The sequence below is a fragment of the Ectopseudomonas khazarica genome, assembly GCF_004521985.1.
Taxonomy (GTDB): Bacteria; Pseudomonadota; Gammaproteobacteria; order Pseudomonadales; family Pseudomonadaceae; genus Aquipseudomonas; species Aquipseudomonas khazarica.
On the sequence record NZ_SBHZ01000003.1, the window covers coordinates 308,938 to 332,657 of the forward strand.

17 protein-coding genes and 3 tRNA genes are annotated in these 23,720 nt (G+C 62.9%); 8 read left to right on the top strand and 12 right to left on the bottom strand.

The annotated features are described in order from the left end of the window. Nucleotides 1-48 precede the first annotated feature (48 nt). A complete protein-coding gene (locus EPK82_RS05235; RefSeq protein WP_134675960.1) occupies nucleotides 49-1,620 on the top strand; it encodes a lytic transglycosylase domain-containing protein in 1,572 nt (523 codons plus the stop codon). Here EPK82_RS05235 and EPK82_RS05240 read toward each other — a convergent pair whose 3' ends face one another. Further along, nucleotides 1,621-3,063 carry an HDOD domain-containing protein gene (locus EPK82_RS05240; protein WP_134675961.1) on the bottom strand — a complete coding sequence of 481 codons (1,443 nt, stop codon included), beginning with the start codon at nucleotides 3,061-3,063 and terminating at the stop codon, nucleotides 1,621-1,623. A 148-nt stretch (nucleotides 3,064-3,211) separates the two neighbouring features. Between EPK82_RS05240 and EPK82_RS05245 the strand changes: the two genes are divergently transcribed. The 6 genes from EPK82_RS05245 to fabI are packed head-to-tail and all read left to right on the top strand — an operon-like array spanning nucleotide 3,212 to nucleotide 11,421. Then, nucleotides 3,212-5,041, top strand: a complete 1,830-nt coding sequence (locus EPK82_RS05245; RefSeq protein ID WP_037052953.1) for an extracellular solute-binding protein — start codon at nucleotides 3,212-3,214, stop codon at nucleotides 5,039-5,041. Beyond that, a complete protein-coding gene (locus EPK82_RS05250) occupies nucleotides 5,038-6,885 on the top strand; it encodes an extracellular solute-binding protein (RefSeq protein ID WP_134675962.1) in 1,848 nt (615 codons plus the stop codon). The genes EPK82_RS05245 and EPK82_RS05250 overlap by 4 nt, the downstream gene beginning before the upstream one ends. Before the next feature lie 2 nt (nucleotides 6,886-6,887). Continuing rightward, complete coding sequence (locus tag EPK82_RS05255) at nucleotides 6,888-7,961, top strand: microcin C ABC transporter permease YejB (protein WP_037052957.1); 1,074 nt, start codon at nucleotides 6,888-6,890, stop codon at nucleotides 7,959-7,961. Nucleotides 7,962-7,963: 2 nt separating this feature from the next. Next, a complete protein-coding gene (locus EPK82_RS05260) occupies nucleotides 7,964-8,983 on the top strand; it encodes an ABC transporter permease (RefSeq protein WP_134675963.1) in 1,020 nt (339 codons plus the stop codon). Nucleotide 8,984: 1 nt separating this feature from the next. Continuing rightward, nucleotides 8,985-10,598, top strand: a complete 1,614-nt coding sequence (locus EPK82_RS05265; protein ID WP_037052961.1) for an ABC transporter ATP-binding protein — start codon at nucleotides 8,985-8,987, stop codon at nucleotides 10,596-10,598. Nucleotides 10,599-10,626: 28 nt separating this feature from the next. After that, a complete protein-coding gene (gene fabI / locus EPK82_RS05270; protein WP_003461408.1) occupies nucleotides 10,627-11,421 on the top strand; it encodes an enoyl-ACP reductase FabI in 795 nt (264 codons plus the stop codon). Between the two features lie 138 nt (nucleotides 11,422-11,559). Here fabI and EPK82_RS05275 read toward each other — a convergent pair whose 3' ends face one another. The 9 genes from EPK82_RS05275 to EPK82_RS05315 all read right to left on the bottom strand — a co-directional run bounded on the left by EPK82_RS05275 (nucleotide 11,560) and on the right by EPK82_RS05315 (nucleotide 20,437). After that, on the bottom strand, nucleotides 11,560-13,407 hold the full coding sequence (locus tag EPK82_RS05275; RefSeq protein WP_134675964.1) for a SurA N-terminal domain-containing protein: 1,848 nt from the start codon (nucleotides 13,405-13,407) through the stop codon (nucleotides 11,560-11,562). A 184-nt stretch (nucleotides 13,408-13,591) separates the two neighbouring features. Beyond that, nucleotides 13,592-13,864 (bottom strand): nucleoid-associated protein HU-beta, encoded by a 273-nt coding sequence (gene hupB, locus EPK82_RS05280; RefSeq protein WP_003239952.1) that lies wholly within the window; start codon nucleotides 13,862-13,864, stop codon nucleotides 13,592-13,594. 135 nt (nucleotides 13,865-13,999) lie between these two features. Beyond that, a complete protein-coding gene (gene lon, locus EPK82_RS05285) occupies nucleotides 14,000-16,396 on the bottom strand; it encodes an endopeptidase La (RefSeq protein ID WP_037052967.1) in 2,397 nt (798 codons plus the stop codon). A gap of 149 nt (nucleotides 16,397-16,545) precedes the next feature. Then, nucleotides 16,546-17,826 carry an ATP-dependent Clp protease ATP-binding subunit ClpX gene (clpX, locus tag EPK82_RS05290; RefSeq protein ID WP_037052970.1) on the bottom strand — a complete coding sequence of 427 codons (1,281 nt, stop codon included), beginning with the start codon at nucleotides 17,824-17,826 and terminating at the stop codon, nucleotides 16,546-16,548. A gap of 107 nt (nucleotides 17,827-17,933) precedes the next feature. Next, the gene (gene clpP, locus EPK82_RS05295) at nucleotides 17,934-18,575 is read right to left on the bottom strand and encodes an ATP-dependent Clp endopeptidase proteolytic subunit ClpP (RefSeq protein WP_037052973.1); all 642 of its coding nucleotides are present in this window, start codon (nucleotides 18,573-18,575) and stop codon (nucleotides 17,934-17,936) included. 94 nt (nucleotides 18,576-18,669) lie between these two features. Further along, nucleotides 18,670-19,980 (bottom strand): trigger factor, encoded by a 1,311-nt coding sequence (tig, locus tag EPK82_RS05300; RefSeq protein ID WP_134675965.1) that lies wholly within the window; start codon nucleotides 19,978-19,980, stop codon nucleotides 18,670-18,672. Between the two features lie 126 nt (nucleotides 19,981-20,106). After that, nucleotides 20,107-20,191, bottom strand: a tRNA-Leu gene (locus EPK82_RS05305). A 55-nt stretch (nucleotides 20,192-20,246) separates the two neighbouring features. Continuing rightward, nucleotides 20,247-20,322, bottom strand: a tRNA-His gene (locus EPK82_RS05310). 38 nt (nucleotides 20,323-20,360) lie between these two features. Continuing rightward, nucleotides 20,361-20,437, bottom strand: a tRNA-Arg gene (locus EPK82_RS05315). A 269-nt stretch (nucleotides 20,438-20,706) separates the two neighbouring features. On the opposite strand from EPK82_RS05315, the gene folD reads away from it, so the two are divergent. Then, nucleotides 20,707-21,561, top strand: coding sequence for a bifunctional methylenetetrahydrofolate dehydrogenase/methenyltetrahydrofolate cyclohydrolase FolD (gene folD / locus EPK82_RS05320; protein WP_134675966.1), 855 nt, complete (start codon nucleotides 20,707-20,709; stop codon nucleotides 21,559-21,561). An 84-nt stretch (nucleotides 21,562-21,645) separates the two neighbouring features. Here folD and EPK82_RS05325 read toward each other — a convergent pair whose 3' ends face one another. Both EPK82_RS05325 and EPK82_RS05330 read right to left on the bottom strand, forming a co-directional pair. Then, nucleotides 21,646-23,388 carry an ABC transporter substrate-binding protein gene (locus EPK82_RS05325; RefSeq protein ID WP_037053052.1) on the bottom strand — a complete coding sequence of 581 codons (1,743 nt, stop codon included), beginning with the start codon at nucleotides 23,386-23,388 and terminating at the stop codon, nucleotides 21,646-21,648. A gap of 50 nt (nucleotides 23,389-23,438) precedes the next feature. Next, nucleotides 23,439-23,711 (bottom strand): DUF2160 domain-containing protein, encoded by a 273-nt coding sequence (locus tag EPK82_RS05330; RefSeq protein ID WP_134675967.1) that lies wholly within the window; start codon nucleotides 23,709-23,711, stop codon nucleotides 23,439-23,441. Nucleotides 23,712-23,720: the final 9 nt, after the last annotated feature.

Sequence of the window (23,720 nt, forward strand, 5' to 3'; positions counted from 1 at the left end):
GATTCCTAGAATCGCCCGATCTTTTTGTCGGGAAAAACACCTCACCCAATGCCTTTTTTGTCACGTAAGCCATTGAATTTCAAGGCATTGGCGCGAAGCTCTCGAGTGCTCGCGGTGATGTGTTGCATAACCCTGGCCGGCTGCCAGAGCCTGCCCAGCGAGGGCCCGGACGGCGCGACCGATACCTCGCGCGCCGTCGGCCTGGAGCGCGAGCCCGAGTGGCTGAGCAACGAGATCAAGCCGCGCGAGTACAACGATATCTGGGAGCGCCTGCGCGATGGCTTCCAGCTGCAGGACGAGATCGGCGTCAATCCGCGCATCGAACGCCTGCGTCTCTGGTACGCCAGCAACCCCAGGCACGTCAACGCCGTCAGCGAACGCAGCGCGCCGTACATCCACTACATCGTCGAGCGACTGGCAGAGCGCGACATGCCGATGGAACTGGCGCTGCTGCCGGTCATCGAGAGCGCCTACGACCCGCAGGCCTATTCCCCGGCGAACGCCGTCGGCCTGTGGCAGTTCATCCCCTCCACGGGTCGCCACTTCAATCTGCGCCAGACCAACTGGTATGACGGCCGCCGCGACGTCACCGCCTCCACCCAGGCGGCGCTGAACTACCTGAGCCGCCTGCACGAGATGTTCAATGGCGACTGGCTGCTCGCCCTGGCCGCCTACAACGCAGGCGAAGGCCGCGTCAGCCGCGCCATCGAACGCAACGAGAAACTCGGCCTGCCCAGCGACTACTGGAACCTGTCGCTGCCCAAGGAAACCGAAGACTACGTGCCCAAGCTGCTGGCCCTGTCGCAGGTGATCCTCACCCCCGAGGCCTACGGCGTGAACCTGGCGCCGATCGCCGACGCGCCCTACTTCGAACAGATCGCCATCAAGCAGCACATGGACCTGTCCCGCGTGGCCAAGCTGGCCGACCTGGACGAAGAGGAACTGCTGCAACTGAACCCCGCCTACAAGCGCGGCATCACCCTGGACGGCCCGCAGCACCTGCTGGTGCCTACCGACAAGGCGGAAATGCTCAGCGCCAACCTGGCCCTGATGAAGCCCCAGGAGCTGGTCGACTGGCAGACCTATACCGTGCGTTCCGGCGATAGCCTGCATGCCATTGCCAATCGCAATCACCTGACCGTCAGCATGCTCAAGGACGTCAACCGCCTGAGCAGCAACAACCTGCGCATCGGCCAGGTGCTGACCATTCCGGGCAAACCCGGCGCGCAGCCGAGCGAGCCGCTCTACCAGCAACGCAGCACGCTGGCCAGCGCAAGCCGCACCTACAAGGTGAAGAACGGCGACAACCTCTGGCAGATCGCCCGCGAACACCAGGTTGCCGTGCATGACCTGCGCCGCTGGAACGCACTGCTGGGCAACAACCTCAAGGTTGGCCAGGTGCTCAATCTGGCCGCCGCCGAGAGCGCACCCCAGGCCGTCGCCGCGACACGCCGGCAGAACGCCGCACGCGACAAGGCAACCTACTATCGCGTGCAGCAAGGTGACTCGCTCTACGTCATCGCCAAGCGCTTCAAGATCGAGCTCAAGCACCTGCAGGCCTGGAACCCGCGCAGCAACACGCTGCGCCCAGGGCAGATGCTGACGCTCTACCTGCCCTGATCAGCGCTTGCTGATCGCCTCCAGGCAACGCCCGGTCAGCTGGGTAAAACGCTGGAACGCCACGAACTGCTCGTGGCGCAAGGCGCGGCCGGACAAGCGACTGTCGGCATAGAGCACGCCGATCTCCCGCGTACCCGCGACGATCGGTGCGATGAAGAACATGCCACTGCCGAGGCTGCGGCGAATCGGCTGGGTGACCAGCTCGGCCAGGTTGTAGCTGGCCGGCACACCCATCCAGATCGCTTCGCGATGGCGCAGCACGTAGCTGAAGATGTGCGGCTGCTCCGTCTGCTCCGCTGGCAGGACGAAGTCGTCCAGCCAGTGCTGGGTGTCTTCGCCAACCACGCGCTTGGCGCGAAAGCGGCTCTGGCCATCGGCCAGCACCGTGAGCATGACCCGCTCCAGCCCCACCCCCCGATGCAGGCCCTTGAGCAGGGTATCGAGCACCAGGCCGACATCGGCTCGCGCACTGACCATCAGCCCCAGGTCCTGCAGCGCCTGCTGCATCAGCAGCAGGTCCGGCTGCAGCAGCCGCGCGCGCCGCTCCTCCTGCTGCAGACGAATCTGCTCCGGGTCGGTATTGGGTATCAGGCGGCACAGCTTGCTGGCACCGAAGGTCGAGGCGACCTTGACGGCCTCCTCGGCGCTGGCCAGCACCTGCTGCAGGGTTTCCTCCTGGGTCAGCGCGGTGAAGTTGGCCACCTTGGCCAGCACCTCCTCCATCTCTGCGCAATCCCAGCCATCGAGCGCAGCCTCGCTGATACGCACGCCCAACTGCACGGCATAGGCGGCGGGGTCGTGCTGATTGCTCCCGGCCTGCGCCAGGCTGGCGGTCTCACCCAGGTTCCAGCTCTTCAGCAAGGCCTGCGTCAGCTGCCGAAAGCTGGTGCCGAGAACCTCGCGCACCGCTTCATCGACGTCCACCCCTGGCCGCTCGAGCACCGCGACCAGCTCATCGGCCTGCTCGCCAGCGCAGCCCCAGAACGCCAGCTCACCCAGGTGATGCAGCAAGGCGGCGATGAACACCTCTTCGGCGTGCCCGGACAAGGCGTAGCCCGCGATATTGCGCGCCTGCACGGCGGCATGGAAGGAACGCGCGAGCAGCATCTGCAGCTGCTCGCGCGGGGTTCGGGTCAGCAACCCGTCGATCAGGCTGACCGACAGGCCGATCAGGCGCACGTTCTCGAAACCGATCAGGACGATGGCCCTGGAGATGGTCTTGATCGCTTCCTGCGACGGGTTGTAATAGACGCTGTTGCCGACGCGCAGCACCTTGGACGTCAGCGACGCGTCGCGCAGCAGCACATCGGCCAGTTGCTGCACCGAGGCGGAGTCCTGCTGGGCAAGGCGCTGCAGGTCCTGCACGACGGCGGCCAGCGCGGGGAGTTCGGCTTGGTTGAGGCGATCGATCCATGACTGCAAACCATGGCTACGTTCCGGCAAAATCTTACCCTCTAGGTGTATCCTTCAAGTGTATGTCAAAGCGCCACGACTGCTCGCTCGCCAGCCCACTCTTTTTCCTGCCGATACAAGCTGTTACTGTACCGCTCAAGAAGCCCAAACGCCGCCATGGATCGGATCTCACCTCCCGATGCGACCCCTCCTCCTGCTGTTCCTCAGCCTGGCCTTGAGCTTTCCCGCCTCTGCGACTATCAGCGAGAGCCACGGCTACGCCCAGTTCGGGACGCTCAAGTACCCTGCCAGCTTCAGTCATTTCGACTGGGTCAACCCCGACGCGCCCAAGGGCGGCACGTTGCGCGTCATGGCATCCGGCACCTTCGATACGCTCAACCCCTACACGTTCAAGGGTACCAGCCCGATCTCCACTGCACATTTCCTGCAGTACGGCGTCAATGAACTGAACGAACCGCTGATGGTGGGCACCGGCGCCTACGACCCGTCGGGCGACGAGCCGGCCTCCAGCTATGGCCTGATCGCCGGAAGCGTGGAGTACAGCGAAGACCGCAGCTGGGTGGTCTTCAACCTGCGCCCGGAGGCGCGCTTCAACGATGGCAAGCCGATCACGGCCTATGACGTGGCCTTCTCCTATCGCCTGCTGCTTGCCGAAGGCCACCCGCAGTACCGGACCAACCTGCAGGAGGTGAAGCGTGTCGACATCCTCGGCCGTCACCGCATTCGCTTCGTCTTCAAGCGTGCCGGCAACCCCCTGCTGATACTGCGCCTGGGTGAACTGCCGGTCCTGCCGCAGCACTACTGGAAAGGCCGCGACTTCAAGAGCACCACCTTCGAACCACCACTGGGCAGCGGCCCCTACCGCATCGTCGAAGTCGTGCCCGGGCGACGCCTGGTGTTCGAGCGGGTGAAGAACTGGTGGGGCAAGGACCTGCCGGTCAATCGCGGCAAGTACAACTTCGACCGGGTTGAAGTGGAGTTCTACCGCGACAACAACGTGGCCTTCGAAGCGTTCAAGGCCGGTGAATTCGATTTCTACATCGAGAACCAGGCGAAGAACTGGAGCAACGGCTACAACTTCCCGGCCGTCGCCCGCGGCGAGGTGGTTCGCGCCGAGATTCCGCACCGCATCCCGACCCAGACCCAGGCACTGTTCATGAACAGCCGGCGCGCCCTGTTCAGCGACCGTCGGGTGCGCGAGGCACTGGGCCTGATGTTCGACTTCGAGTGGACCAACCGCACGCTGTTCAACAACGCCTACGTGCGTGCCGCCAGCTACTACCCCAACAGCGAGTTCTCGGCGACCGGCAAGCCCGAGGGCGCCGAGTGGCTGCTGCTGTCACCGCACCGCGACAAGCTCCCCGCCCGCCTGTTCACCGAGCCACCGACCCAGCCGGTGACCAACGGCCGTGGCATCCCCCGGGAAACCTTGCGCCGGGCCCTCGGTCTATTGGCCGAAGCCGGCTGGAAGCCGGTCGGTCAGGAGCTGCGCAATGCCCGCGGGCAACGTCTCGAATTCGAGATCATGCTGGTCAACCCCAGCCTCGAGCGCATCCTCCAGCCCTACACCGCCAACCTTGCCAGCATCGGCATACAGGCCAACCTGCGTACCGTGGACCGCGCCCAGTACAAGCAACGCCTCGACCAGTTCGACTACGACATGATTCTGCTGACCCTGCCACAAACCCTCAGCCCGGGCCTGGAGCAGTCGCTGTATTTCCACTCCAGCCAGGTGAACGTCAAGGGCGGCAAGAACTACGCCGGAATCAACGACCCGGTGGTCGACGAGATGATCGACAAACTGCTCTCGGCGCAGACCCGCGACGAACAGATCGCCGCCACCCGCGCCCTCGACCGTGTGCTGCTGTGGCAGTACTACAGCATCCCCAACTGGTACATCAATTATCACCGCCTGGCGTACCGCAATCGGTTCGCCTTCGTCACCACGCCGCCCTACACGCTGGGCCTGCGTACCTGGTGGCTGAAGCCAACGGAGAACGCTCGATGACCCACCCGCTGCGCAGTTTCCTGCTTCACGGCAGCAGCCTCATTCTGCTCGGCCTGGCCGGCCTGGCCTCCGCCGCCCCGCAACACGCCGTCACCCTGTATGACGAACCGCCCAAGTACCCCGCCAACTTCACCCACTTCGAATACGCCAATCCCGATGCGCCCAAGGGCGGCACCTTCCGCGAGGCCGGTTTCGGCGGCTTCGACAGCCTCAACCCGTTCATCAGCAAAGGCGTGGCCGCCGACGACATCGGCCTGATCTACGACACCCTCGCCGTACAGAGCATGGATGAGCCCTTCACCGCCTACGGCCTGATCGCAGAGAAGATCGAGAAAGCACCGGACAATGCCTGGGTGCGCTTCCTGTTGCGCAAGCAAGCGCGCTTTCATGACGGCACCCCCATCACCGCCGAGGACGTCAAGTTCACCTTCGACACCCTGATGGAAAAAGGCGCGCCCATGTACCGCGGCTACTACGCCGACGTCGACCACGTCGAGGTGGAGTCGCCACACAGCGTGCGCTTCGTGTTCAAGCATGCCGGCAACCGCGAGCTGCCGCTGATCGTCGGCCAGCTGCCGGTACTGCCCAAGCACTGGTGGGCCGAGCGCGACTTCGCCAAGGGCAGTCTCGATGCTCCGCTGGGCAGCGGCCCGTACCAGGTAGGCCGGGTCCAGGCCGGGCGCAGCATCCGCTACGAACGGGTCAAGGACTGGTGGGCCAAGGACCTGCCGGTCACCCGTGGCTTCTACAATTTCGACGCCATCCAGATCGACTACTACCGCGACAATACCGTGGCCCTGGAAGCGCTCAAGGCGGGTCAGTTCGACTATTGGCTCGAGACCAGCGCGAAGAACTGGGCCACGGCCTACAACACGCCGGCCGTCGCCAACGGCCAGCTGATCAAGGAAGAGATCCAGAACCGCAACCCCACCGGCATGCAGGGCTTCATCTTCAACACCCGCCGCCCGCAGTTCCAGGACCGCCGGGTGCGAGAGGCACTGGGCCTGCTGTTCGACTTCGAGTGGGCCAACAAGCGCCTGTTCAACGGCGCCTACAGCCGCACCCACAGCTACTTCGACAACTCCGAACTGGGCTCCAGCGGCTTGCCGGGCGACGAGGAACTGGCGATTCTCGAGCCGCTGCGCAACCAGATTCCGCCCGAGGTGTTCAACGAGGAGTTCCGCGTGCCAGTCACCGACGGCAGCGGCATCATCCGCGAGCAGCAGCGCCGCGCCTATCAGCTGCTGCAACAGGCCGGCTGGCGCATCGACGGCGACCGCATGCTCGATGCCAACGGCCAGCCGGTGACGTTCGAATTCCTCCTCGCGCAGACCGAGTTCGAGCGCATCCTGCTGCCCTTCAAGCGCAATCTTTCCGACCTCGGCATCGAACTGGTCATCCGCCGTGTCGACGTCTCGCAGTACATCAACCGCCTGCGCTCGCGTGATTTCGACATGATCGTCGGCGGCTTCGGCCAGTCCAACTCGCCCGGCAACGAGCAGCGCGAGTACTGGCACTCCTCCAGCGCCGACAACCCGGGCAGCCGCAACTACATCGGCCTGAAGGACCCGGCCATCGACCAGCTCGTCGAAGGGCTGATCAACGCCGACTCCCGGCAGGACCTGATCAGTCACACCCGCGCCCTGGATCGCGTGCTGCTGTGGGGCTACTACGTGATCCCCAACTGGCATATCAAGACCTGGCGCGTGGCCTACTGGAATCGCTTCGAGCATCCCAAGGTCACTCCGCTCTACGACATCGGCCTGCATACCTGGTGGGTACGCCCCGGTCTCGAGCAACCGGACGAAGAACAGCAACAACCCGCTGAACAGGCGGAGCAATAAGCATGCTGGCCTATATCATCCGCCGTTTGCTGCTGATCATTCCGACCCTGTTCGGCATCCTGGTGATCAACTTCATCATCATCCAGGCCGCGCCAGGTGGCCCGGTCGAGCAGATGATCGCCAAGCTCGAGGGTTTCGAGGGCGCCACCAGCCGCATCGCCGGTGGCGGCGCCGAAGTCTCGGTGGCCGGCTCCAACTACCGAGGCGCCCAGGGCCTCGACCCGCAGCTGATCAAGGAAATCGAGAAGATGTACGGTTTCGACAAGTCGGCGCCGGAACGCTTCTGGATCATGCTGAAGAACTACGCGCAGCTGGACTTCGGCTCCAGCTTCTTTCGCGACGCCCAGGTCATCGACCTGATCATCGAGAAGATGCCGGTCTCCATATCACTGGGCCTGTGGAGCACCCTGATCATGTACCTGGTCTCCATCCCGCTGGGGATCGCCAAGGCCACCCGGCACGGCAGCGCCTTCGACATCTGGACCAGTTCGGCGATCATCATCGGCTATGCCATTCCCGCCTTCCTCTTCGCCATTCTGCTGATCGTGCTGTTCGCCGGCGGCAGCTACTGGGACTGGTTCCCGTTGCGCGGCCTGACCTCCAACGACTTCGAGTCGCTCAGCCTCGGCGGCAAGATCCTCGACTACCTCTGGCACCTGGTGCTGCCGGTCACGGCACTGGTCATCGGCAACTTCGCCACCCTGACCCTGCTGACCAAGAACAGCTTCCTCGACGAGATCAACAAGCAGTACGTGATCACCGCCCGCGCCAAGGGCCTGACCAACCACCGCGTGCTCTATGGTCACGTCTTCCGCAACGCCATGCTGCTGATCATCGCCGGCTTCCCGGCGGCCTTCATCGGCATCTTCTTCACCGGTTCCCTGCTGATCGAAGTGATCTTCTCCCTCGACGGCCTCGGCCTGATGAGCTTCGAGGCGGCAATCAACCGCGACTATCCGGTGGTCTTCGGCACCCTGTTCATCTTCACCCTGCTGGGGCTGATCGTGAAACTGATCGGTGACATCACCTACACCCTGGTCGACCCCCGTATCGACTTCGAAAGCCGGGAGTGTTGAGCATGAAACTGTCCCCGCTCAATCGCCGCCGTCTCGACCGTTTCAAGGCCCACAAGCGTGGCTGGTGGTCGCTCTGGCTGTTCCTCATCCTGTTCGGCCTGAGCCTCGGCGCCGAACTGATCGCCAACGACAAACCGCTGGCCGTGCGCTACGACGGCGAGTGGTACTTCCCCGTGCTCAAGCGCTACCCGGAGACCGTGTTCGGTGGCGAATTCCCGCTACAGGCCAACTACAAGAGCCCGTACATCCAGGACCTGATCGCAGAGAAGGATGGCTGGATGCTCTGGCCACCGATCCCGTTCAGCTATTCGAGCATCAACTACGACCTGGAAGTCCCGGCCCCGGCGCCGCCCTCGGAGCAGAACTGGCTCGGCACCGACGACCAGGGACGCGACGTGCTGGCGCGGGTCATCTACGGCTTCCGCATCTCGGTGCTGTTCGCCCTGACCCTGACCCTGGCCAGTTCGGTGATCGGCGTCATCGCCGGCGCCCTCCAGGGCTTCTATGGCGGCTGGGTCGACCTGCTCGGCCAGCGCTTCCTGGAAATCTGGTCCGGGCTGCCCGTGCTCTATCTGCTGATCATCCTGGCCAGCTTCGTGCAGCCGAACTTCTGGTGGCTGCTGGGCATCATGCTGCTGTTCTCCTGGATGAGCCTGGTCGACGTGGTCCGCGCCGAGTTCCTCCGTGGGCGCAACCTGGAATACGTGCGCGCCGCACGCGCGCTGGGCATGGGCAATGGCGCGATCATGTTCCGCCACATCCTGCCCAACGCCATGGTCTCGACCATGACCTTCATGCCCTTCATCCTCACCGGCGCGATCGGCACCCTGACCGCCCTGGACTTCCTCGGTTTCGGCCTGCCTCCGGGCGCGCCCTCGCTGGGGGAACTGGTCGCCCAGGGCAAGAGCAACCTGCAGGCGCCCTGGCTGGGTATCAGCGCCTTCGCCGTGCTGGCGCTCATGCTGAGCCTGCTGGTGTTCATCGGCGAGGCCGCCCGCGATGCTTTCGACCCGAGGAAATGACATGAGCCAGAACGAAACCCTGCTGCAAGTTCGCGACCTGGCCGTCGAGTTCGTCATGGGCGAGCAGTGCCAGCGCGTGGTCGAGGGCGTCAGCTTCGACATTCACAAAGGCGAGACCCTGGCCCTGGTCGGCGAAAGCGGCTCGGGCAAGTCGGTCACCGCACATTCCATCCTGCGCCTGCTGCCCTACCCCCTCGCGCGCCACCCGTCCGGCAGCATCGAATACGCCGGTGAAGACCTGCTCAAGCTCGGCGAGGGCCGCCTGCGTGGCATTCGCGGCAACCGTATCGCCATGGTCTTCCAGGAGCCGATGACCTCGCTCAACCCGCTGCACAGCATCGAGAAGCAGATCAACGAGGTGCTGGCCCTGCACAAGGGCCTGCGCGGCAAGGCCGCCAGTGCGCGCACGCTGGAGCTGCTGGAGCTGGTCGGCATTCCCGAGCCGAAGAAACGCCTGAAGGCCTACCCCCACGAACTGTCCGGCGGCCAACGCCAGCGCGTGATGATCGCCATGGCCCTGGCCAACGAGCCGCAACTGCTGATCGCCGACGAACCGACCACCGCGCTGGACGTCACGGTGCAACTGAAAATCCTCGAGCTGCTCAAGGATCTGCAGGCGCGCCTGGGCATGTCGTTGCTGCTGATCAGCCACGATCTCAACCTGGTGCGCAGAATTGCGCATCGCGTATGTGTCATGCAGCGCGGTCGCATCGTCGAACAGGCGTCGTGTGAAGAATTGTTCCAGGCTCCGCAGCATCCCTATACCAGGGAACTGCTCGGTGCCGAGCCCAGCGGCGAACCTGCGGCCAACCCCGTGGGCCAGCCGCTGCTGGAAGTGGACGACCTGCGCGTGTGGTTCCCGATCAAGAAGGGCCTGCTGCGTCGGACGGTGGATCATGTCAAAGCGGTGGACGGCATCAACTTCAGCCTGCCCCAGGGCCAGACCCTGGGCATCGTCGGCGAGAGTGGCTCCGGCAAATCCACCCTGGGCATGGCCATTCTGCGGCTGCTCGCCAGCCAAGGTGACATCCGCTTCCAGGGCCAGCATCTGCAGGGCCTTAGCCAGCAGCAGGTACGTCCGCTGCGCCGGCAGATGCAGGTGGTGTTTCAGGACCCCTTCGGCAGCCTGAGCCCACGCATGTCGGTGAGCCAGATCGTCGGTGAGGGTCTGCGCATTCACGGTATGGGCAACGAGGCGGAACAGGAGCAAGCCATCATCGACGCGCTTTTGGAGGTAGGGCTGGACCCGCAGACGCGGCATCGCTACCCCCACGAGTTTTCTGGCGGACAACGGCAGCGGATTGCCATTGCCCGAGCACTGGTGTTGAAACCGGCGCTGATCCTGCTCGACGAGCCCACTTCGGCGCTCGACCGCACGGTACAGCGTCAGGTGGTGGAGTTGTTGCGCGGCTTGCAGGCCAAGTACAACCTGACCTATCTGTTTATCAGCCATGATCTGGCGGTAGTCAGAGCGCTGAGCCATCAGCTGATGGTGGTCAAGCAGGGCCAGGTAGTCGAACAGGGGTCTGCCGAGTCGATCTTCAGTGCACCGCAACACCCTTATACGCAGCAGTTGCTGGAAGCCGCTTTCATGGCCCCGGCAACGGCTCACTGATCCTTGAAACAGGAAGAGGAATAGCACAATGGGTTTTCTAACCGGTAAGCGCGTACTCATCGTTGGCGTAGCCAGCAAACTGTCCATCGCCTCGGGTATCGCCGCCGCCATGCACCGCGAAGGTGCCGAGCTGGCTTTCACCTACCAGAACGAAAAGCTCAAGGGTCGCGTCGAAGATTTCGCTGCCGGCTGGGGCTCCAGTGCCGACCTGTGCTTCCCTTGCGATGTGGCCAGCGACGAGGAAATCGCCGCGGTATTCGAAGCGCTGAGCAAGAAATGGGACGGCCTGGACTGCATCGTCCACTCCGTCGGTTTCGCTCCGGGTGACCAGCTGAACGGCGACTTCACCGACGTCACCACCCGTGAAGGCTTCAAGATCGCCCACGACATCAGCGCCTACAGCTTCGTCGCCCTGGCCAAGGCCGGTCGCGAGATGATGAAAGGCCGCAACGGCAGCCTGCTCACCCTCTCCTACCTGGGTGCCGAGCGCACCATGCCCAACTACAACGTCATGGGCATGGCCAAGGCCAGCCTGGAAGCCGGCGTTCGCTACCTCGCCGGCAGCCTCGGCCCGGAAGGCACCCGCGTCAACGCCATCTCCGCCGGCCCGATCCGCACCCTGGCCGCCAGCGGCATCGCCAGCTTCCGCAAGATGCTGGCCGCCAACGAGAAGCAGACCCCGCTGCGCCGCAACGTCACCATCGAAGAAGTCGGCAACGCCGGCGCATTCCTCTGCTCCGACCTGGCTTCGGGCATCAGCGGTGAAATCATGTACGTCGACGGCGGCTTCAACACCACCGCCATGGGCGCCATGGAAGACTGATCCGCGCCGCTCCCGGCAGAGCAGTTGCCGGGAGCGTCTCGCTGTCATCCTCGGATGGCAGGCAATAAAAAACCCGCACGCCGTGCGGGTTTTTTATTGCCTGTTCCAGCGCCTCGCCAGAGGCACTGGAGGAGCGACTCAGAAGCGCTCGATATCGGCTTCGGCGGCCAGCTGCTTGCGCAGTGCGGCGAAGTCCTGCTGGCCTTCGCGCGAGGCCAGGAAGTTGCGGTACATGGCCAGTTGCTCGGCCGCCAGCGCTTCTTCCGGCACGTTGACGCCATCCAGGCGCAACAGCACGTAGTCACCCGTGTTCAGGGTCACGCCGGCAAAGGTCGGCTCACCCGCCTTGCTCGGCTTGGCCATGCGGAACAATGCCTGCAGTACCTTGGGCTCCACACCGTCCTGGCTGCGGGTAGCCGCTTCCTGGACCTGCCAGCCGGCAGCCTGGGCCTCGCCAGCCTGGGCTGCGGCCAGGCGCTTCTCACCCTCGGCCTTGGCTGCCGCGCTTGCGCGCTCCTGCAGCAGATGACCACGAATGCTCTCGGCAACCTGCTCCAGCGGCAACTGCTCGGGCTGGTTGTGCTCCTTGACGCGAACGACGACGACGGTGCTCGGGTCCAGCTCGATGGTCGAGCTGTTGGCGCCATCCTCGAGAACCTCGGGGCTGAATGCCGCCTGCAGCACCTGACGATTGGCCGTGATGCCGGTAGCGCCGCCTTCGCGACCAACGGGCTCGCTGACCTTGACCTCGAGACCGAGATCCTGAGCCGGCTGCGCCAGATCCGAAGCCTCGAACGCCGCATCTTCCAGTTGCTTGGTCGCCTCGACGAAACGCTGCTCGACCTGCTGCGCCTTGAAGTCACGCGCCAGCTTGTCCTTGAGGCTGTCGAAGCTCGGCACCTCAGGCGACTGGACACCCAGCAGCTTGATCAGGTGCCAGCCGAACGCGCTCTTCACCGGCGCGGAGACCTGCCCCTGCTGCAGTGCGTAAAGCGCCTCTTCGAAGGCCGGATCGTAGACGCCAGGGCCGGCATAGCCCAGATCACCGCCGTCGGCGGCCGAGCCCGGATCCTGGGAAAACTCCTTGGCCAGTGCCGCGAAGTCTTCGCCAGCGTCGATGCGCGCCTTGATTTCCTCGGCCTTGGCACGGGCCGCCTCGTCATCACCCTCGATGAGGATGTGCGCGGCATGGCGCTGCTCGGCGAGGTTGGCGATCTCGCTCTCGTACGCCGGCTTGAGGTCCTCGTCACTCACTTCGATCTGATCGAAGAAGCTGTCCTTCTTCAGCTCGACGTATTCCAGCACCACCTGTTCAGGGCTCATGAACTCGCTGGCGTGCTCGTCGTAGTAAGCCTTGACGTCGCTGTCGCTGAGCTCGACCGCAGCGGTGTCGGCCTTGATGGTCAGGCTGGCGAAATCACGCGTCTGCCGCTCGAGATTGGCGAAGGCAAGCGCCTGCTGCTCGGTGACGAAGCTGCTGGCACCGATGCCTGCGCGCAGCTGCCCGATCAGCATTTCCTCTTCCAGCATCTGACGGAACTGCAGGCGGGTGTAACCCATCTGGCGAATCACCTGGTCGAAACGCGCCGCGTCGAAGCGGCCGTCGGCCTGAAACTCCGGCGTCTGCAGGATGACCTGGTCGAGCGCGGGCTGCGAGAAGGCGAAACCGGCGTCGCCAGCGGCCTGCAGCAGCAGCTTGCGGTCGATCAGACCTTTGAGCGAAGACTCGCGCAGCAGCTTGTCGTCGAGCAGCGAGGCATCGAAATCACGCCCCAGTTGCTGCAGCAGCTGACGACGCTGCATCTCAACGGCCTGGTTCAACTCGTTGAGGGTAATGGTGTCACCGTTCACGTCCGCAGCGTTGTTGCGATTGCTGGTCCCCGTGACGATGGCTTCGAAACCGGTAAAGGCCATCAGCATGACGATGAGGCCGATGATGGTTTTGGCAATCCAACCGCGTGAATTGTCCCTGATGTTTTGCAGCATGCTTCCCCCAGAACGACTGTACAGAGCCACCAGCCGCGCAGTGTGGGTAATGTCCAGATAGAAGAAAGGCGCATCCTTGGATGCGCCTTCTCGTAACGCGTTAAGCGGTCAGTGCAGAAGACCTGCTCTGCCTCCTAACAGCCGCTGGGCATGGCCCTGACGGCGAGGCAAACCCGGAAGACGCTTAGTTGACGGCGTCTTTCAGAGCCTTGCCAGCTTTGAAGCCTGGGATCTTGGCGGCGGCGATGCTGATCGGCTTGCCGGTCTGCGGGTTGCGGCCAGTGCGAGCAGCACGCTCTTTGACAGCGAAGGTGCCGAAGCCAACCAGGACAACGGAGTCACCAGCCTTCAGGGCGCCAGTGACGGATTCAATCACTGCATCCAGCGCGCGGCCAGCAACAGCTTTCGGGATATCAGCAGATGCAGCGATGGCATCGATCAGTTCCGACTTGTTCACTCTAAGTCCCCTTATTTCTGTTGAGTTTGTTTCTTGATTTTTAGTGTAAGCAAAGCGGGTGCTGGATGGCTCGCCGACACAATAAAAGCCGCTTTATAACAAGGGCTGAAAAATTGTGTCAAGAAAGCCCCCCGGCTAATGCGTGCTGATTCGCTCCTTGGAATCAGACTCGCGCTTGTCATCCGTTGCAACCATCTCGGGAGCCGCATCAGGCAAGGGCTCCGGGGCGTATTGCAGCGCAATTTGCAGGACCTCGTCAATCCATTTAACCGGTTTAATCTGCAGGTCTTGCTTAATATTTTCCGGAATTTCTTTCAGGTCACGCACATTTTCTTCCGGAATGATCACCGTCTTGATCCCACCACGGTGAGCGGCCAGAAGTTTTTCCTTGAGCCCGCCGATCGCCAGCACCTGACCACGCAGGGTGATTTCCCCCGTCATGGCGACGTCCGCGCGCACCGGAATCTGCGTCAGCGCCGACACCAGCGCCGTGCACAGGCCGATGCCTGCACTCGGGCCGTCCTTGGGCGTCGCACCTTCCGGCATATGGATGTGAACGTCGCGCTTCTCGTTGAAATCGCTGGGAATTCCGAGGCTTCTGGCGCGACTGCGGACCACCGTCATGGCAGCCGTCATGGACTCCGCCATGACATCGCCGAGGGAACCGGTCTTGATCAGATTGCCCTTGCCCGGCACCACCGCCGTCTCGATGGTGAGCAGCTCGCCACCCACCTGAGTCCAGGCCAGACCGGTCACCTGACCGATCTGATCCTGCTGCTCGGCAAGGCCATAGCGATGCTTGCGCACGCCCAGGAAGTGCTCCAGCGACTCCGCCGTCACCGTGACCTGGAAGCGCTTCTCGCGCATGTGCTCCTTCACCGCCTTGCGGCACACCTTGGCAATCTGCCGCTCCAGGCTGCGCACACCCGCCTCGCGGGTGTAGTAACGAATGATGTCGCGAATCGCCGCCTCGTCGAATGCCAGTTCGCCCTTCTTCAGGCCGTTGGCCTGGATCTGCTTGGGCGCCAGGTACTTGATGGCGATGTTGACCTTCTCGTCCTCGGTGTAACCCGGCAGACGGATGATTTCCATCCGGTCCAGCAGCGGGCCGGGGATGTTCATCGAGTTGGCCGTGCAGAGGAACATCACGTCCGACAGGTCGTAGTCGACCTCCAGATAGTGATCGTTGAAATTGTGGTTCTGCTCGGGATCGAGGACTTCGAGCAGCGCCGAGGCGGGATCGCCGCGCATGTCCTGCCCCATCTTGTCGATCTCGTCGAGCAGGAACAGCGGGTTGCGCACGCCGACCTTGGTCAGCTTCTGGATCAGGCGCCCAGGCATCGAACCGATGTAGGTGCGGCGATGGCCGCGAATCTCGGCCTCGTCACGCACGCCACCCAGGGCCATGCGCACGAACTTGCGGTTGGTCGCGGTAGCGATGGACTCGGCCAGCGAGGTCTTGCCCACGCCGGGCGGCCCCACCAGGCACAGCACCGGCCCCTTGAGCTTCTTCACCCGCTTCTGCACGGCGAGGTACTCGAGAATGCGTTCCTTGACCTCTTCGAGGCCATAGTGGTCGGCATCGAGGATGCTCTCGGCACGCGCCAGATCGAGGCGCACCTTGCTCTCGGCCTTCCACGGCACGTTCACCAGCCAGTCGATATAGGAGCGCACCACGGTGGCTTCGGCGGACATCGGCGACATCTGCTTGAGCTTGTTCAGCTCCGCATTGGCCTTGGTCAGCGCCTCCTTGGACAGGCCCGCGTTGTCGATGCGCTTGCGCAGCTCATCGAGCTCGTTGTGCCCCTCGTCAATGTCGCCCAGCTCTTTCTGAATGGCCTTCATCTGCTCATTCAGGTAGTACTCGCGCTGGCTGCGCTCCATCTGCTTCTTGACGCGACCACGGATGCGTTTCTCGACCTGCAGCAGGTCGATCTCGGCGTCCAGCAGGGCCAGCACGTGCTCGACACGCGCGGACAGGGAGGTGATTTCGAGGATTTCCTGCTTCTGCTCGATCTTCAGCGCCATGTGCGCGGCCATGGTGTCGACCAGGCGGCTGGGCTCATCGATGCTGTTGAGCGACGAAAGCACCTCGGCGGGCACCTTCTTGCCCAGCTGCACGTACTGCTCGAACTGGCTCAGCAGGCTGCGCGTGAAGACTTCGGACTCGCGCTCGGCGGTTTCGCCCTCTTCGATCAGCAGCACCTCGGCACGGCAGTGGTCATCCACCTCGACGACGCGCTCGATGGAGCCACGCTGCTCGCCCTCGACCAGCACCTTGACGGTGCCATCAGGCAACTTGAGCAGCTGCAGCACGGTGGCGACGGTGCCAACACGATAGAGATCCTGATCATCCGGATCATCGACCGCCGGGTTCTTCTGGGCCACCAGCAAAATCTGCTTGTCACCCGTCATCGCGGCCTCGAGGGCCTCGATGGATTTCTCACGCCCGACGAAAAGCGGGATGACCATGTGCGGATAGACCACAACATCGCGCAAAGGCAGGAGAGGCAATTCGATGGTTGTCTTCATGATTTCGGCTCAGCGGCGGCCATAAGGCCGTAAACAGGCGGGATTACCCTTGGCTTTTAAGATGGGGGCAGTGCCCGTAAAAAACAAGCGCAATGTCCACAAAAGCAAAGGGCCCCTGGGGGCCCCTTGCGTGCATCGTGTGACAGGCGTTACGCGTCTGGCGCGGCCTTCGCGGGCGGCTCGCTGTTCTCGTAGATCAGCAGCGGCTTGGAAGAACCATCGATGACGCTCTCGTCGATCACCACCTTGCTCACGTCCTGCTGGGACGGGATTTCATACATGGTGTCGAGCAGAATGCCCTCCAGGATCGACCGCAGACCACGCGCACCGGTCTTGCGCTCCAGGGCCTTCTGCGCCACTGATTTCAGCGCATCCGGACGGAACTCCAGGTCCACGCCTTCCATCTCGAAGAGCTTGCCGTACTGCTTGGTCAGCGCGTTCTTCGGCTCGGTCAGGATCTGCACCAGGGCCGCCTCGTCCAGCTCTTCGAGGGTCGCGATGACCGGCAGACGACCGACGAACTCGGGAATCAGGCCGAACTTGACCAGATCGTCCGGCTCGACCTCACGCAGCGACTCGCCGATCTTCTTGCCCTCTTCCTTGCTGCGCACCTCGGCACCGAAACCGATACCGCCCTTGGTGGAGCGGGCCTGAATGACCTTCTCCAGGCCAGCGAAGGCGCCGCCGCAGATGAACAGGATGTTGCGCGTGTCGACCTGCAGGAACTCCTGCTGCGGGTGCTTGCGGCCGCCCTGCGGCGGTACCGAAGCCACGGTCCCCTCGATCAGCTTGAGCAGGGCCTGCTGCACGCCCTCGCCCGATACGTCACGGGTGATCGACGGGTTGTCGGACTTGCGCGAGATCTTGTCGATTTCGTCGATGTAGACGATGCCCATCTGGGCCTTCTCGACATCGTAATCGCACTTCTGCAGCAGCTTCTGGATGATGTTCTCGACGTCCTCGCCCACGTAACCGGCCTCGGTCAGCGTGGTCGCGTCGGCGATGGTGAACGGCACATTGAGCAGGCGCGCCAGGGTTTCCGCCAGCAGCGTCTTGCCCGAACCGGTCGGACCGATCAGCAGGATGTTGCTCTTGCCCAGCTCGACATCGTCTTTCTTGTCGCGCTGATTGAGACGCTTGTAGTGGTTGTACACCGCTACCGACAGCACCTTCTTCGCACGCTCCTGACCAATCACATACTGATCGAGGATGCTGCTGATTTCCTTGGGTGCCGGGAGTTTGTGCGCGCTGCTCTCGGCCTGGGCTTCCTGCACCTCCTCGCGGATGATGTCATTGCACAGGTCGACGCATTCGTCGCAGATGAAGACGGAAGGACCGGCGATCAACTTGCGCACTTCGTGCTGGCTCTTGCCGCAGAAGGAGCAATAAAGCAGTTTGCCGCTGTCCTCACCGTTACGGGTGTCAGTCATTCGATCAATCCAATACGGTAGGCTTGAAACACAAGATGAAGGCAAATGCGGGCATTTTCAAGGGCACGAATCGTCCCCGTGCAGAATGCCCGCAGCCGGCGCCTCATCTACACCGGCATTTGACGCTTCTCATGCACCGCATCGACCAGGCCGTACTCGACGGCACGCGACGCGCTCATGAAGTTGTCGCGGTTGGTATCACGCTCGATGGTTTCCAGGCTCTGCCCCGTGTGATGCGCCAGCAACTCGTTCAGGCGCTCACGGATGAAGAGGATTTCCTTGGCATGGATCTCGATATCCGAGGCCTGACCCTGGAAGCCGCCCAACGGCTGGTGGATCATCACGCGCGAGTTCGGCAGGCAGAAACGCTTGCCCTTGGCGCCGCCGGCCAGGAGGAAGGCGCCCATGCTGCAGGCCTGACCGATGCAGGTGGTGGACACGTCCGCCTTGATGAACTGCATGGTGTCGTAGATGGCCATACCGGCCGTCACCGAACCGCCCGGCGAGTTGATGTACAGGTGAATGTCCTTGTCCGGGTTCTCTGCTTCCAGGAACAGCAGCTGGGCGCAGATCAGGTTGGCCATGTAGTCCTCGACCTGGCCCACCAGGAAGATCACACGCTCCTTGAGCAGGCGCGAGTAGATGTCATAGGCACGCTCGCCACGAGCGGACTGCTCGATGACCATCGGCACCAGGCCGCCAGCGGCCTGGATTTCAGGCATGTTTTGCATAAAAGGATTGCGGGACATGTCTTGCGCTCACTCCCTAATAGTCATGTCTCAAATACACATAAGCCAGCACGGAGGCTGGCTTATGGTGGTGTTCTCGAACGAGGTGACCCGATCAGTCGGCTTTAGGAGCTTCCGCCGGCTTGACTGCGTCTTCGTAGGAAACCGCTTTATCGGTCACGTTGGCCTTCTGCAGAACAGTATCTACAACTTGTTCTTCCAGTACAACCGAACGCACTTCGTTCATCTGCTGATCGTTCTTGTAGTACCAGGCGACCACTTGCTCGGGCTCCTGGTAGGCGGAGGCCATCTCTTCGATCAGCTCGCGCACACGGGCCTCGTCAGGCTTCAGCTCGAACTGCTTGACCACTTCCGCGACGATCAGGCCCAGCACGACGCGACGCTTGGCCTGCTCTTCGAACAGCTCGGCCGGCAGCTGGTCAGGCTTGATATTGCCACCGAACTGCTGAACGGCCTGCACGCGCAGACGATCCACTTCGTTGCCGATCAGCGCCTTCGGCACTTCGACCGGGTTGGCAGCCAGCAGGCCGTCCATTACCTGGTTCTTGACCTTGGACTTGATGGCCTGGCGCAGTTCGCGCTCCATGTTCTTGCGAACTTCGGCGCGGAAGCCTTCCAGACCGCCTTCCTTGATACCGAACAGGGCGAAGAACTCGTCGTTCAGCTCAGGCAGCTGCGGTGCGGAAACGCTGTTCACGGTCACGGTGAACTCGGCGGTCTTGCCGGCCAGATCGAGGTTCTGATAGTCCTCGGGGAAGGTCGGGTTGATGACGCGTTCGTCACCCGCCTTGACGCCGACCAGAGCCTCTTCGAAGCCCGGGATCATGCGACCGGAGCCCAGTACCAGCTGAGTGCCCTTGGCGCTGCCGCCGGCGAAGGCTTCGCCGTCGATCTTGCCGACGAAGTCGATGTTCAGCTGGTCGTCGTTCTCGGCAGCACGCTCGACGGTTTCGAAGCGGGTGTTCTGCTTGCGCAGGATGTCCAGCATGTTGTCGACATCGCTGTCAGCCACGTCGGCCTGCAGGCGCTCGATGGCGATGGAGTCGAAGCCGGAAACCTCGAACTCGGGGAAAACTTCGAAGGTCGCGACGTATTCCAGGTCCTTGCCTTTCTCGAAGGACTTCGGCTCTACCGCAGGAGCGCCGGCCGGGTTCAGCTTCTGCTCGACCACGGCTTCATAGAAGGTGGCCTGGATCAGGTCGCCCAGTGCTTCCTGACGAGCGGCGTCTTCGTAACGCTGACGAATGACGCTCATCGGCACCTTGCCAGGACGGAAGCCAGGAACCTTGGCACGACGGGCAGTCTGTTGCAGACGCTTGTTGACTTCGGTCTCGATGCGCTCGACGGGGACGCCGACGGTCATGCGGCGCTCAAGAGCAGAAGTGCTTTCAACAGAAACTTGCATGGATATTCCTCGTTGCACAGACATAAGCCGGCTCGAACCGGCCCCGAATCAAGGCCAAGCATTCTAGAGGGTCGATATGAAGAAGTCACCCTAGAAACAGGCGGCAATGCGGGGGGATTTGTAAGATGGTGCGGACGGAGAGACTCGAACTCTCACACCTTGCGGCGCCAGAACCTAAATCTGGTGTGTCTACCAATTTCACCACGTCCGCGTGGTTTCAAGCTAAAAACAAAAACGCCAGGCTTTTGGCCTGGCGTTCTGGAATATGGGGTGGACGATGGGAATCGAACCCACGACACCAGGAGCCACAATCCTGTGCTCTACCAACTGAGCTACGCCCACCATATTGCATTGCTTACTCAAATTGCCTGACCGCCAAATGGCGCACCCGGCAGGACTCGAACCTGCGACCATCCGCTTAGAAGGCGGATGCTCTATCCAGCTGAGCTACGGGCGCTTATCCATCCGCTAATGCAGACTTAGAAGCTTTCGGCTCCAGCCTCACCACGGGGGCTTGGCTCTTGCCGTCTCACCCAGCGAGTGGCTGTTCCTGAGAAGCGGGGCGAATGTTATAGACGCTTACGCACCTCGTCAACAGAAAAAATCAAAAAAATTCAGCGATATAAAGGAGTTACGCGAAAACGACGGCAGGCGCCTTTGCCCGGGTGAGCACCCATGCGAGAATGCGCGTCCTTTTTTCATCCTTATTAATGGTTAACCAGCGTAATGACCGCACAACTGATCGATGGCAAGGCGATCGCCGCCAGCCTCCGCCAGCAGATTGCCAAACGCGTCGCCGAACGCCGCGAACAAGGCCTTCGCACTCCGGGTCTGGCCGTGATCCTGGTCGGTACCGATCCTGCCTCCCAGGTCTATGTGTCACACAAACGCAAGGATTGCGAGGAAGTCGGCTTCCTCTCGCGCGCCTATGACCTGCCGAGCGACACCAGCCAGACCGATCTGCTGGCCCTGATCGACGAGCTCAACGACGACCCGGCCATCGACGGTATCCTGGTGCAGTTGCCGCTGCCCGAGCATCTGGACAGCTCGCTGCTGCTCGAGCGTATTCGCCCCGACAAGGATGTGGACGGTTTCCACCCCTACAACATCGGCCGCCTGGCCCAGCGCATGCCGCTGCTGCGCCCCTGCACGCCCAAGGGCATCATGACCCTGCTGGAAAGCACCGGCGTCGACCTCTACGGTCTGCACGCGGTGGTGGTCGGCGCCTCGAACATCGTCGGCCGCCCGATGGCCATGGAGCTGCTGCTGGCCGGCTGCACGGTCACCGTCACCCACCGTTTCACCAAGGACCTCGCCGGCCATGTCGGCCAGGCCGACATCGTCGTGGTCGCCGCCGGCAAGCCGGGGCTGGTCAAGGGCGAGTGGATCAAGCCGGGTGCCATCGTCATCGATGTCGGGATCAACCGCCAGGAAGACGGCAAGCTGGTCGGCGACGTGATCTACGAGACCGCCCTGCCTCGCGCCGGCTGGATCACCCCGGTACCGGGCGGTGTCGGCCCGATGACCCGCGCCGGCCTGCTGGAAAACACCCTGCACGCGGCCGAGCACCTGCATGAGTGATCGCTGCGGCTGAATCGAAAACGGCACCCAAGGGTGCCGTTTTTTTTCGCGGCTGAAGCCGCCCCTACAGCACAGGCATCGGCCTCACTTGCGCGCCTGCTCCCAGGACTTGAGCAGCTCGTCATAGGCGATGGTTTCGCCCTTGGGCTTCTCGTTGGCCAGCTTGGGCTTGGGTGCACCCGGCTGATCGAACCAGTACTGCGGATCACGCGGCTCGTTCAGCTTCGGCCCGCACTCGCCAAGCACGTTGGAGCGTTCCAGGCGACCGAGCATGGTGTCCTGCGCGGCAGCCAGACCATCGAGCGCCTGCTGTGGCGTCTTGTCGCCACTCGCGGCTTCGGCGATGAACTGCCACCACAGCTGGGCCAGACGCGGATAGTCCGGCACGTTGGTGCCGGTCGGCGTCCACTGCACGCGAGCCGGGCTGCGGTAGAACTCCACCAGACCGCCAAGCTTCGGCGCTATGTCCGTCATGGCCTGCGAGTTGATGTCCGATTCGCGAATCGGGGTCAGGCCGACCAGGGTCTTCTTCAGCGAGACGGTCTTGGAGGTGACGAACTGGGCGTACAGCCAGGCCGCCAGGCGCTGCTTCTCCGGGGTCGACTTGAGGAAGGTCCAGGAACCGGTGTCCTGGTAGCCGAGCTTCATGCCCTCCTCCCAGTACGGCCCCTTCGGCGACGGCGCCATGCGCCATTTCGGCGTGCCGTCCTCGTTGACCACCGGCAGGCCCGGCTTGGTCATGTCGGCGGTGAAGGCGGTGTACCAGAAGATCTGCTGGGCAATGGCGCCCTGCGCCGGCACCGGACCGGCCTCGGAGAAGGTCATGCCCTGGGCTTCCGGCGGTGCGTACTGACGCATCCAGTCGACGTACTTCTGCGTGGCGAACACTGCCGCCGGGCCGTTGGTGTCGCCGCCACGGGCAACGCTGGAGCCCACCGGGCGGCAGCCGTCGACGCGAATGCCCCACTCGTCCACCGGCAGGCCATTGGGCAGGCCCTTGTCGCCGCCGCCAGCCATGGAGAACCAGGCATCGGTGAAGCGCCAGCCCAGCGACGGGTCTTTCTTGCCGTAGTCCATGTGGCCATAGACGCGCTGGCCATCGATCTCCTTGACGTGCTTGGAGAAGAACTCGGCAATGTCTTCATAGGCCGACCAGTTGACCGGCACGCCCAGCTCGTAGCCGTAGATTTCCTTGAACTTGGCCTTGAGTTCCGGGCGCTCGAACCAGTCGGCGCGGAACCAGTAGAGGTTGGCGAACTGCTGATCCGGCAGCTGGTACAGCTTGCCGTCCGGCCCGGTGGTGAAGGACGTGCCGATGAAGTCCTCGAGATCCAGGGTCGGCGAGGTGTAGTCCTTGGCTTCGCCGGCGATCATGTCGCTGATGGCCACCGCCTTGCCGTAGCGCGCATGGGTGCCGATCAGGTCGGAATCGTTGACCCAGCCGTCGTAGATGTTCTTGTCCGACTGCATCTGCGTCTGCAGCTTCTCGACCACGTCGCCTTCCTGCAGCAGGTCATGGCGCAGCTTGATCCCGGTGATCTCGCTGAACGCCTTGGCCAGCACCTTGGACTCGTACTCGTGGGTGGTGATGGTTTCCGACACCACGCTGATATCCATGCCGCGGAACGGCTCGGCGGCCTTGATGAACCACTGCAGTTCGGCGAGTTGCTGCTCGGGTGTCAGGGTCGAGGGGTTGAACTCCTCGGCGATCCATTTCTTGGCGGCCTCTTCGTAGGCATCCGCCCAGGCCGCACCGCTCAAACCGGACAACGCCAGCAAGGCGGCCAACGCCATGCTATGTCGGGTCTTGTTGTTATTGTCGAACATAGAGACCTCCATCTCAGGATATGGGAGAGGCAAACCGGTGGCAGCCCGGCTCAGCCCCAGCGCATGACTGCGCACAACCACAACAGCGATAGCAGTGACGCTATCCACACGCTCCAGTCGGTCACGCCTATCACCAGCAGGTGCAGGTAGGCGCTACCGAGCAGACCGATGAACAACCGGTCGCCACGGGTCGTGGCGATCGGCAGAAAGCCCTTGCGTTCCACGCAAGGCCAGCGCAGCTCCACCAGCGTCATGCCGGCCAGCAGCACGGCGATGACGGCGAAGAACAGCGCAGTCGGTAGAGTCCAGGCCATCCAGCTCATGACGAACCT

Bases quoted from the DNA above. Each gene is read 5' to 3' on its own strand.
- EPK82_RS05235 (WP_134675960.1), top strand. From the start codon at position 49: ATGCCTTTTTTGTCACGTAAGCCATTGAATTTCAAGGCATTGGCGCGA.
- EPK82_RS05245 (WP_037052953.1), top strand. From the start codon at position 3,212: ATGCGACCCCTCCTCCTGCTGTTCCTCAGCCTGGCCTTGAGCTTTCCC.
- EPK82_RS05250 (WP_134675962.1), top strand. From the start codon at position 5,038: ATGACCCACCCGCTGCGCAGTTTCCTGCTTCACGGCAGCAGCCTCATT.
- EPK82_RS05255 (WP_037052957.1), top strand. From the start codon at position 6,888: ATGCTGGCCTATATCATCCGCCGTTTGCTGCTGATCATTCCGACCCTG.
- EPK82_RS05260 (WP_134675963.1), top strand. From the start codon at position 7,964: ATGAAACTGTCCCCGCTCAATCGCCGCCGTCTCGACCGTTTCAAGGCC.
- EPK82_RS05265 (WP_037052961.1), top strand. From the start codon at position 8,985: ATGAGCCAGAACGAAACCCTGCTGCAAGTTCGCGACCTGGCCGTCGAG.
- fabI (WP_003461408.1), top strand. From the start codon at position 10,627: ATGGGTTTTCTAACCGGTAAGCGCGTACTCATCGTTGGCGTAGCCAGC.
- EPK82_RS05275 (WP_134675964.1), bottom strand. From the start codon at position 13,407: ATGCTGCAAAACATCAGGGACAATTCACGCGGTTGGATTGCCAAAACC.
- lon (WP_037052967.1), bottom strand. From the start codon at position 16,396: ATGAAGACAACCATCGAATTGCCTCTCCTGCCTTTGCGCGATGTTGTG.
- clpX (WP_037052970.1), bottom strand. From the start codon at position 17,826: ATGACTGACACCCGTAACGGTGAGGACAGCGGCAAACTGCTTTATTGC.
- clpP (WP_037052973.1), bottom strand. From the start codon at position 18,575: ATGTCCCGCAATCCTTTTATGCAAAACATGCCTGAAATCCAGGCCGCT.
- tig (WP_134675965.1), bottom strand. From the start codon at position 19,980: ATGCAAGTTTCTGTTGAAAGCACTTCTGCTCTTGAGCGCCGCATGACC.
- folD (WP_134675966.1), top strand. From the start codon at position 20,707: ATGACCGCACAACTGATCGATGGCAAGGCGATCGCCGCCAGCCTCCGC.
- EPK82_RS05325 (WP_037053052.1), bottom strand. From the start codon at position 23,388: ATGTTCGACAATAACAACAAGACCCGACATAGCATGGCGTTGGCCGCC.
- EPK82_RS05330 (WP_134675967.1), bottom strand. From the start codon at position 23,711: ATGAGCTGGATGGCCTGGACTCTACCGACTGCGCTGTTCTTCGCCGTC.